Origin of the sequence: Streptomyces sp. NPDC046909, assembly GCF_040644695.1 — a bacterium.
In the GTDB taxonomy this organism is placed as follows: Bacteria; Actinomycetota; Actinomycetes; order Streptomycetales; family Streptomycetaceae; genus Streptomyces.
The window spans coordinates 626499-636380 of the sequence record NZ_JBEYXC010000002.1 but is presented as its reverse complement, the minus strand read 5'-3'; the positions used below and the strand labels follow the sequence as shown (position 1 = coordinate 636380).

Genomic DNA, 9882 nt, shown 5'->3' with positions numbered 1-9882 from the left:
GGGGAATCATGGGCCGATGTGGCAGACGATTCGAAGAGTGACAGCAGAGCAGTGATCGGGTCGTACGTTGCGGTGGGGGACAGCTTCACCGAGGGCGTCGGCGACCCCGGCCCCGACGGGGCGTTCGTCGGCTGGGCCGACCGGTTCGCGGTACTTCTCGCGGACCGGCGGCCCGAGGGCGCCTTCACGTACGCCAACCTCGCCGTGCGCGGCAAGCTGCTCGACCAGATTGTCGAGGACCAGCTTCCCAAGGCCGTGGAACTCGGCCCGGACCTGGTCTCCTTCTGCGCGGGCGGCAACGACATCCTCCGGCCCGGCACCGACCCCGACGAGGTCGCCGAGCGCTTCGAGCGGGCGATCGCCCGGCTCACCGAGGCGTGCGGCACCGTGATGGTGACGACCGGCTTCGACACCCGTGGCGTGCCCGTGCTCAAGCATCTGCGCGGCAAGATCGCCACGTACAACGGACATGTGCGGGCGGTCGCCGACCGCTACGGCTGTCCCGTCCTCGACCTGTGGTCCCTCAAGACCATCCAGGACCGCAGGGCCTGGGACGGCGACCGGCTCCACCTCTCCGCCGACGGGCACACGCGCGTGGCGCTCCGCGCCGGACAGGTGCTCGGCCTGGAGGTCCCGGCCGACCCCGACCAGCCGTGGCCCCCGCTCCCGCCGCGCGGCACCCTCGACGTACGGCGCGACGATGTGCACTGGGCGCGGGAGTACCTCGTGCCGTGGATCGGGCGGCGGCTGCGCGGGGAGTCCTCGGGCGACCATGTGACGGCCAAGGGCGCGCTGTCGCCGGACGACATCAAGATGCGGATCGCCTCGGTGGCGTAGTCGCCGTCCCGGGCCACGCGGTCCTGGACGGTCTTGAGGGGTTCCGGCCGTCGCGGCTGCTCGACCAGTGAGGTGACCGCGCGGGAGTGGTGCGCGGTCCGGTCCGAGGCCCGGTGTTGGGATGACGGCACACCGTCACCCGACTCCCGGAAGGACCGGACGCGCATGCCCGTTCCCCGTACGCCTGTCACGGCGATCGCAGTGACCCTCCTCGCCCTCGGCCTGCCCACCGTCGTCGCGCCCGCGGCCGTCGCCGTCACCGCGGGCGGCACCGCCCCCGCCCTCGCGGCCCGTGCCGCGGCGGCGCCCGCCACGGTCACCGTGACCGGCGACGGCAGTGCCGTCGGCGACCCCGACATCGCGCTGGTCGGAGCCGGGGTGGAGGCCACCGCCAAGACGACCCAGGCCGCGCTCAACGCGCAGAACAAGGCGGCCGCCGCCCTGCTGAAGGCGGTGCGGGCGCAGGGGATCGCCGACAAGGACGTCCGTACCGAGAGCGTCTCCCTCAGCCCCGTCTACGACTACCAGGACGGCGAGTCCACGCTGAAGGGCTACCAGGCCGCGCAGTCCTTCACGATCAAGGTCCGCGCACTGGACACGACCGGGGCCCTGCTCAAGGCGATCACCGACGCCACGGGGAACGCGGGCCGCATCAACTCCGTCGTCTTCGACCTCGACGACCGCCGCCCGCTTCAGGCCCGCGCCCGCAAGGCCGCTCACGACGACGCCCACGCGAAGGCCGCGCAGTACGCCAGGCTCAGCGGGCATCACCTGGGGCGCCTGGTCTCCCTCAGCGAGGGCGGTACGGGGTACGTCCTGCCGATGCCGCCGGTCTCCGCGGACGCGCCGGCGGGTGGGGTGGGCGGTCCGGTGCCGTTGGCGCCGGGGGAGATCAGGGCCACGGCTTCGGTGACGGCGGTGTACGAGCTGGACTGAGGTGAGGAGCCGTCCTTCAGCGCTCCTGGGCGCTCAACGTCTCCGCCCCCAGCCCGAGTTCCCGGGCCAGTGCCTCCTCCGCCCATTCCTGGGCGCGGGCCCGGGACACCGAGCCCGGGTACGACGTCAGCTGGACGGCGAGTCCGTCGAGGAGGGCGGTCAGACGCAGGGCCGTGGCGTGCGGGTCGGGGCACTGGAACTCGCCCGCGGCCACGCCCTCCGCGACGACCTCGGCGAGCGCCGCCTTCCACTGCTTGTCGAGGTCGCGGGTGACATCCCGCAGCGCGGGCTCGCGCAGCGACACGGCCCACCCCTCGATCCACAGCCGCCAGCCCTTGGCCGAACCGGTCGGGGCGTACCAGCGCACCGCCGACCGCAGCCGCCGCAGCGCCGTCGTACGGCGGCCGAGCAGCTTGCGCAGCTGGGCGAGGTCGTCCTCGGCGGCGTAGGCGAACGCGGCGGCGACCAGCTTCTCCTTCGTCGAGAAGTGGTACAGCACGAGCGCGTTGCTCACCCCCAGCACCGCGGCCACATCGGCGATCCGCACCGCCGCCACGCCCCGCGCCTCGATCTGCTCGATGGCCGCCCGCAGCAACTCCTCACGCCGCTCGGCCACACTCAACCGCACTCTCGCCACGCGGTCACCCTATGCGGTCACCGGGGGTGGTGCCGGGTGAGGTCAGGGCTCGACGAACTCGACGGGGTAGAGGTCGGTCCGCGCGATCGCCGCGTCCCGCTCGGCGGCCAGGGCCGTGCGCCGCTCGTCGGCCAGGAAGCCGTCGTACCCGGACCGCGAGGCGAACTCGATCAACTGGATCTCGTCCGGGCGCCCGTCGGCGCCATCGGCCCGCGCCCGCCGCACCAGCCGCCCGTCGTGCTCACCCAGCAGGGCCAGCACCTTGTCCTCGTACGCGGCCAGGGCCTGGGCGGCGCCTGGACGGGCCCACAGCAGACAACACAGCTGAATCGTCACGCCGGTTGACCTTACCCGTGCGTCCGGGAGAGTCGTGGCGTCGGTCGGTCGGTCGGGCGGGCGGGTGGGCGGTCGGCCCCGGCCGTCGTCACCGGTACCAGCCGAACCGCTCGGCGATCACCGGGAGTCGGTCCGCGACGATGGCGTGCGCGGCGGCCCGTGGTGTCGTTCCGTCGGTCTCCGCGCGGGCCAGCATCTGCTCGACCAGGGCCCGCATCGAACGGCGGGTGTGCGCGAACGCCTCGTCCGCGTCCGGACCGATGTCGCCGAACAGGGTCCACCACCACCAGGCGTTGGTCCCGGAGTTGACGACCACGTCCGGCAGTACGGTCACCCCGCGCGCGGCGAGGAGTTCCTCGGCGTCCTGCCGTACCGGCATATTGGCCGCCTCGACGATCCAGCGGGCGGTGATCCGCGCCTGGTTCGCGGAGTCGATCGCGTACGACACGGCCGCCGGCACCAGCACCTCCGCCTCCGCCGACAGCCAGTCCTCACCCGGCAGTTCGAGGTCGCCGGGGCGCAGTACGGCACGGTCCACGGTGCCGTACGCGTCCCGCGCGGCGAGCAGTGCCTCGACGTCGAGGCCCGCCGGGTTGGCGATCGTGCCCTTGATGTCGGCGACGGCGACGACCGTGAGCCCCGCGCGCGTGAGGAAGCGCGCCGTGGCGCCGCCCATGGTGCCCAGCCCCTGCACGGCGACCCGCGTCCCCGCGTACGGCACCCCGGCCCGGTCCAGGGCCGTGAGCGCCGCCTCGGCGACCCCGCACCCACCGGCCAGCTCGTCCAGGCCGATGCCGTCCACCTCGACCGCGAAGGCGTCCGCGAGCCGTCTCCGTGCCGTCTCCTCGTCGTCGAGCAGCGGATAGACGGCCTGGATCGACGAGACGAGCCCGGCCTCGGCCGCCGCCCGGTCCACCAGGTCCTGGGTGAGACCCAGGTCCTCACCGGTGGTCCAGAAGCTCTCGATGTACGGCTTCATGGCGCGCAGATAGCGCACCAGCACGTCGTACGCGGCCGGGTCCCGCGGATCGCAGTCGATGCCGCCCTTGGCGCCGCCCAGCGGGATGTACCGCCCCTCGGGGTTGTAGTGCAGGGCCTCCTTCATCGTCATCCCGCGCGCGAGCCCGGCGACCTCGTCGAGCGTGCAGCCCTCACGCATACGGAGGCCGCCGCTGGACACGCCGCGCACCAGCCGGTCGACGACCAGGAAGCCCTGGCGGCCGGTGAGGTGGTCGGTCCAGGTGAGCGACATCAGGGGGGTGGTCAATGCGGGCTCCGATTACTGATGACGGATTACTGAATCGTCGGTCAGTATCGGAATCGGGCGGGGCCCTGTCAACGTGCGTAAAACCCGTTGGCGGGCTCTTGGGCGTCCTCGATAGGTTCCCTTGGGGAACCCGCTGGTCGTCGGAGGGGACGGGACATGGCCAAGGTCGTCGAGTTGTTGTACTACCCGGTGAAGGGATGCGCCGGGATCTCGGCGAGCGAGGCGATGGTGACGCCGGCCGGGCTCGCCCACGACCGCGCGTTCATGGTCGTGGACGACGAAGGGGTGTACCGGACGCAGCGGCGGGACCCGCGGCTCGCGCTGATCCTGCCCGGCATCGACGCCGGCGGCGTACGCCTGACCCTGCGGGCGCCGGAGTGGGGCGAGGTGGCCGTCGACGTCGACACCACCGGGCCGCGGCGGCCGGTCGACCTGTTCGGGGCGCCCTTCCGGGGCATCGACCAGGGCGACACCGTCGCACGGTGGCTCACCGAGGTGCTCGGTGTCCCGAGCCGGCTCGTGCGCGTACCGCCGGAGCACGCGCGCGTGACCGACGGCAGGACCCCGGGCACGGCGGGCTGGGCCGACAGCGGAGCGCTGCACGTGCTGTCGCGCTCCTCCCTCGACCTCCTCAACGAGAAGATCGCGGAACGCGGCGCCGAGCCCCTCGCCATGAACCGCTTCCGCCCCAACATCGTGATCGGCGGCTGGGACGTCCCGCACACCGAGGACCGCGCGCACCGCGTCCTGGCCGGCGACACGGAACTGGCCTACGCGAAACTCGCGATCCGCTGTGCCGTCACCCTGGTCGACCAGGAGCACGGCATCAAGGACGGGCCCGAGCCCATCCGTACCCTCGCGGGATATCGCCGCGGGGCGGTCGGAACCGTGTTCGGGGCGAAGTTCTCGGTGCTGCGGCCCGGGAAGGTGGCGGTCGGTGACGAGGTGGACGTGACGGAGTGGGGCGAGGCGGAGCGGTAGCACCCCTGTGACCAGGGCTGACCGGGGCTGACCAGGGCTGATCGAGGTTTGTCGGAGGGGCCGACCATAATGGAATGCCTCACCGACTCCACCTGGAGGTACCGTGTCCGGTTTCCAGTCCCTGAGCTCCGGGCTCCGAGCGCTTCAGCCCGCTGCCTTCGGCGTGGACCCGAGCGGTGAGCGCCTCGCGCGCATCCGTACATCACCCCACTTCAAGGACGGCGTCTTCCAGAACCCGGGAGGCGTCGCCCGTACCCGGCCCTCGGGCTCCACCGTGGAGTTCGCGAAGGTCTTCTTCGACAAGGACGAGCGGCCCCGCCGCGCCCCCAAGGGCCGGATCCCGGTGCACGCCACCACGCTCGCCGACATCGCCAGGCCGCCCGTCACGGGACTGCGGCTGACCTGGATGGGGCACTCCAGCGTGCTCGCGGAGATCGACGGGCAGCGGGTGCTCTTCGACCCGGTCTGGGGCGAGCGCTGCTCACCGTTCCCCTTCGTCGGCCCCAAGCGGCTCCACCCGGTGCCCCTGCCGCTGGCCGCGCTCGGCCCGGTCGACGTGGTCGTCATCTCGCACGACCACTACGACCACCTGGACATGCCCACGATCAAGGCGCTGGCCGACACGGACACCCTGTTCGCCGTGCCGCTCGGCGTCGGCGCCCACCTCGAACACTGGGGCGTCTCCGCCGACCGGCTGCGCGAGCTGGACTGGCACGAGACGACCCAGGTCGGCGGCCTCACCCTCACCGCCACCCCGGCCCGCCACTTCTGCGGCCGCGGCCTGCGCAACACCCAGCACACCCTCTGGGCCTCCTGGGTGGTCGCGGGCGAGGAGCACCGGATCTACCACAGCGGCGATACCGGCTACTTCGAGGGCTTCAAGGACATCGGCGCCGAGCACGGCCCGTTCGACGCCACGATGATCCAGATCGGCGCCTACAGCGACTTCTGGCCCGACATCCACATGACCCCCGAGGAGGGCATGCGCGCCCACCTCGACCTCCAGGGCGACCCCTCGGCCGGCCTCATGCTGCCGATCCACTGGGCCACCTTCAACCTGGCCACGCACGCGTGGGCGGACCCGGGGGAGGGGACCGTCGCGGCGGCGCGGGCGGCGGGTGCGCGGGTCGGGCTGCCGAGGCCGGGGGAGCCGTTCGAGCCGACGGCGGAGACCGTGCCGAGCGAGCCGTGGTGGCGGGCGGCGGCCCTCGAACCGGCGGGTGGGTGGCCCGCGACCGAGCTGGTCACCGACGTGGCGGTCAAGGCGAACGTGGATGCGGCGGCGCGGGAGCAGGACCGTACCGGGGACGAGACACCGGAGGCCAAGGGAGAGGGGAGCGGGGAGCCGGAGGCGGTGCCGGCAGGCTGACGGGGCGGTGAGCCCAGGAGGCGGCGACTGACCCGGGCGGTGGCGTTGAACACGAGGCTTCTCCCCGGGTCTGACGCCCTATCCTGAACACTTCGGGGGAGCGCGGGAGTTGGGGGACGTCCGTGGCAGTGACGACACAAGACCGCCGGTCGGGGTGAGGGGCCGGTGGAGCACGAGAGCGAGCCCTACGTCCGGCTCGTCACCCTGCGCCAGCTGCACCAGGCCCTGGCCGACGTGCACACGGCCCGCACCCTCGCCGACACGCTGCAGACCGTCGCCGACGGCCTCGCCCGGGCCATGGGGTACGGGCTGAGCAGCGTCCATCTCGTCCAGCCGAACGGCGATCTCGTCGTCGCCGCGGTGGCCGGGGGCGACGCCGACGGCGGGCCGAGGCCAGGGGTGGCCGTGCCCCGTGAGATCTGGGACGAGCGTCTGGACGCGGGCGAGCCCTCGGAGCTGCTGTGCTTCGTCCCGTACGACCGGGGCCGGTTCTTCACCGAAGAGGACCTCCCCCAGTACGGGGACGAGCCCTCGCCGCCCTTCGAGGACAACTGGCACCCAGGTGACCGGCTCTTCGCCCCCATGTACACCCCCGGCTCGCAGACCGGTCGCGGCGGTGACCTGGTCGGTGTGCTGTCGGTGGACCGGCCGCGGAACGGACGGCGGGGAGGGGCGTGGGCGAGGGAGGCGCTGCACATGTACGCCTCCCAGTCCGCCATCGCCCTCACCAACGCCCGTCTGCGCGGCGACATGCAGCGCACCCAGGTGCGGCTCGAACAGGACCAGCAGTCCCTGCGCGCCAGCGAGGAGAGCTTCCGGCAGGCCTACGAGTACTCCCCCTCCGGCGCGGCCGTCGTCGAGCTCGGCGGTGACTCGTACGGCCGTATCGTGCGGGCCAACGACGCCCTGTGCCGGCTGCTCGGCCGCCCGGCCTCGGAACTGTCGCGCCGATCCTTCGCGGATCTCGTCCACCCCGACGATGTGGGCACCCTGCTGCGGACCTCCGCGGAAGGCGGGCGCACGGAAGTGCGTCTGGGCCGCCGCGACGGCACCTACGTCTGGGTCTCCCTGCACAACTCCGTCGTCGCGGACGCCGCCGACGGCCCCCGCTACCAGCTCACCCATGTCGAGGACGTCGAGGACCGCAGACGGCGCGAGCAGCAGCTGGCCCACCGAGCCGCCTACGACGAGCTGACCGGACTGCCCAACGTCGCCGAACTGCGGGCCAGGCTCGGCGAGCGGCTGTGCGGCCGACCGGCTGCGGACGGCCACGACCACACGGCCCGTCCCGTGCACGGAAGGTCGGGCGGGCTCGCCGTGTTCTTCTGCGACCTCGACGGGATGGCGGAGATCAACGAGCGCTTCGGACACGACACGGGGGACGCGGTGCTCGTCGAGGTCGGCCGACGGTTGTCGAGCCGGGTACGCCCCACCGACACCGTCGCCCGGTACGGGGGAGACGAGTTCGTCGTACTGGCCGACGTGGCCGGCGAGGAGCAGGGCCGGAAACTGACGGAGACCCTCAGGGCCGCCGTCACGGAGCCCATGCGCATCGACCGGCACGTGGTGCAGGTGGGGGCCGGTCTCGGCAGCGCCTGGGCGGCCTGCGGAATGTCCGTCGAGGACGTCCTGCGCGCGGCGGACCTGCGCATGTACGAGGACAAGAGGTCACGGTCGACGAAGGTCGTCCGGCCCGTGGAGGCGCGCGAGATCCTGCCCGAGCGGCGTACCGCCGGGGCCCTCCCGGAGCTCTCACCCGACGCCTGGGTCCCGCAGCGGGCGGCCGTGTCCCGGCAACTGGTCCGGACCTGGCCGACCCGTCCTCCCGGGGCACCCCTCAAGGACGCCGAGGTCCACTCCACCGGCGAACTCGCCCGCCTCGCCGGCGCCGAGTACCTCCGGCGTCTGGTCTGCCGGGGCGACATCACGGACCTCGGCTTCCTGCGGGAGCTGCCCGCGCTGCGGTCCCTGGTCGTCGTGGACAACACGGTGCTCGCGCACCTGGGCGATCTGGAGGGCTGCGAGAAGCTCCGCTCCCTGAGCGTGACCGGCTGCACGTCCCTCGTGGACTGGAGCGCGGTCGCCCTGACCGGCGTGATGTTCCTCGACGTCGGCCCCGGCCACGCCGTACGCCTGCTCGGCGCGCTGGTACGGGCGCGGCGGCTGCGCGAGCTGACGCTGCGGCAGGCGCTCCCCGAGGACGACCGGGAACTCGCGCGACTGCGCCGCCTCCTGCCCGCGGCGCGGGTACGGGTCACGGCCGGGCCTTCACCCACTGGGTGAAGAACTGCCGGTACGTCTGCTGCATCTCCCGCTCCTGCCCCGCTGTCAGTGCCGTGAGGCGGGTGTGCTCCGCCGGACCCCCGCCGGCGTCGGTCCGGCCGTGGGCGAAGAGGAACAGCAGCTTCGGGAACGCGGCCAGCAGACGCCGTACCAACTCCGCGTCCGGCTGCACCCCCAGCACCACCGTGACCGGACCGGACTCCTCTTCCTGGAGGGCCAGCCAGGGCAGGAGTTCCTCGTCGTCGAGCAGGTCGAAGCGGTCCGTGAGGAAGGCGCGGATCTCGGCGATCACACTGTCCACGAAGTCCATGCCCGGGCGGGGCACGGGGGTGCACATCGGCCAGGGCATGGGGAGTTCGCTGGCGCGCCGGACGTACATCTGCGCCGTGGTGGTCCGGTCCGCCGTCAGCAGGGCCACGCGGCCCTCGGCGGCGGTGGCGCACAGCGCGCGCAACTCCTCGGCGGCGGCCGCCGGAACGCGGGCGAACGGCACCACCACGTCGAGGATCTCCCCGCGGTCGTCCTGCCGCAGCGCGGGCAGCAGCCGGTGCAGGGCCTTGCGCATCGCGCACACCGCGCCCACACCCGCCACCGGACGCTCGCTCAACAGGCCCGCCGAGACGACGTAGTGGGCGTGGTCGTGGGCGTAGGCCACATGCGCCACGCCCAGTTCTCGCGCGATCTCCGACAGCGTGACCGCCGACACGTCCTGGACACGGCCCGCGAGGTACTCGGTCACCAGCGGGTACGGCAGCGCTCCGTGCCGCTCCACCAGCGACCGCAGTCTGTCACCCAACTTGGCGGGCGGGACAGGGGAGTTCGCGGGCCAGTCGACCATGTCGAGGCGGCCGAGATCGAGCCGTCCCAGCGAGCTCCCGGCGATCTCGTCGCGCCCCGCCCCGGGCAGCGTGACGGGCAGGACGAGGAAGTGCCCGTCCGTCACCGACGACAGGTACATCGAGAGCATCGCCTCCTCGAACACGTAGTGGGAATCGAGGGCGTGCGGCGATATCAGAAGCACCGTGCCGTGGCAGCAGGCCAGTTCGCGCAACAGCTTCGGATGCCACAGGTCGCCCGCCCGCAGGACACCCTGGTCGACGACGGCCTCGCAGCCCAGTTCGTCCAGCAGCGCCACGACCGCTTCACGGTGGGGGACACAGGCACAGCCGTGCTCGGCGCACTTGCCCGCACCGGAGCTGTGACTGACGAAGATTCTCGGGCGTGCCATGAACGGGC

At 72.7% G+C, this 9882-nt stretch carries 8 protein-coding genes and 1 pseudogene; 5 read left to right on the top strand and 4 right to left on the bottom strand.

Annotated elements, in window-relative coordinates:
• The first annotated feature begins 51 nt into the window (after positions 1-51).
• Together ABZ928_RS07150 and ABZ928_RS07145 are read left to right on the top strand one after the other, a co-directional pair.
• A complete protein-coding gene (locus ABZ928_RS07150) occupies positions 52-837 on the top strand; it encodes an SGNH/GDSL hydrolase family protein (protein ID WP_361516150.1) in 786 nt (261 codons plus the stop codon).
• A gap of 165 nt (positions 838-1002) precedes the next feature.
• Entirely contained in the window at positions 1003-1773 is a 771-nt protein-coding gene (locus ABZ928_RS07145; RefSeq protein ID WP_361515613.1) for an SIMPL domain-containing protein, read from the top strand.
• Positions 1774-1789: 16 nt separating this feature from the next.
• On the opposite strand, the gene ABZ928_RS07140 is transcribed toward ABZ928_RS07145, so the two are convergent.
• The 3 genes from ABZ928_RS07140 to ABZ928_RS07130 form a co-directional block, all read right to left on the bottom strand.
• A complete protein-coding gene (locus tag ABZ928_RS07140; RefSeq protein WP_361515612.1) occupies positions 1790-2410 on the bottom strand; it encodes a TetR/AcrR family transcriptional regulator in 621 nt (206 codons plus the stop codon).
• Positions 2411-2452: 42 nt separating this feature from the next.
• Entirely contained in the window at positions 2453-2746 is a 294-nt protein-coding gene (locus ABZ928_RS07135) for a hypothetical protein (RefSeq protein WP_361515610.1), read from the bottom strand.
• Positions 2747-2834: 88 nt separating this feature from the next.
• Entirely contained in the window at positions 2835-4013 is a 1179-nt protein-coding gene (locus ABZ928_RS07130; RefSeq protein ID WP_361515608.1) for a Glu/Leu/Phe/Val dehydrogenase dimerization domain-containing protein, read from the bottom strand.
• A gap of 156 nt (positions 4014-4169) precedes the next feature.
• Between ABZ928_RS07130 and ABZ928_RS07125 the strand changes: the two genes are divergently transcribed.
• From ABZ928_RS07125 to ABZ928_RS07115, 3 genes and pseudogenes are all read left to right on the top strand, one after another.
• On the top strand, positions 4170-4994 hold the full coding sequence (locus ABZ928_RS07125) for an MOSC N-terminal beta barrel domain-containing protein (RefSeq protein ID WP_361515606.1): 825 nt from the start codon (positions 4170-4172) through the stop codon (positions 4992-4994).
• Positions 4995-5097: 103 nt separating this feature from the next.
• A complete protein-coding gene (locus tag ABZ928_RS07120; protein WP_361515605.1) occupies positions 5098-6363 on the top strand; it encodes an MBL fold metallo-hydrolase in 1266 nt (421 codons plus the stop codon).
• A 165-nt stretch (positions 6364-6528) separates the two neighbouring features.
• A pseudogene (locus ABZ928_RS07115) lies at positions 6529-8037 on the top strand (diguanylate cyclase); the annotation flags it as partial.
• Positions 8038-8617: 580 nt separating this feature from the next.
• Here the strand turns inward: ABZ928_RS07115 and ABZ928_RS07110 are convergent.
• Positions 8618-9874 carry a hypothetical protein gene (locus ABZ928_RS07110; RefSeq protein WP_361515603.1) on the bottom strand — a complete coding sequence of 419 codons (1257 nt, stop codon included), beginning with the start codon at positions 9872-9874 and terminating at the stop codon, positions 8618-8620.
• Positions 9875-9882 lie beyond the last annotated feature (8 nt).

Excerpts from the sequence above, each read along its gene's own strand:
- ABZ928_RS07145 (WP_361515613.1), top strand. The coding sequence starts at position 1,003 with ATGCCCGTTCCCCGTACGCCTGTCACGGCGATCGCAGTGACCCTCCTC.
- ABZ928_RS07125 (WP_361515606.1), top strand. The coding sequence starts at position 4,170 with ATGGCCAAGGTCGTCGAGTTGTTGTACTACCCGGTGAAGGGATGCGCC.
- ABZ928_RS07110 (WP_361515603.1), bottom strand. The coding sequence starts at position 9,874 with ATGGCACGCCCGAGAATCTTCGTCAGTCACAGCTCCGGTGCGGGCAAG.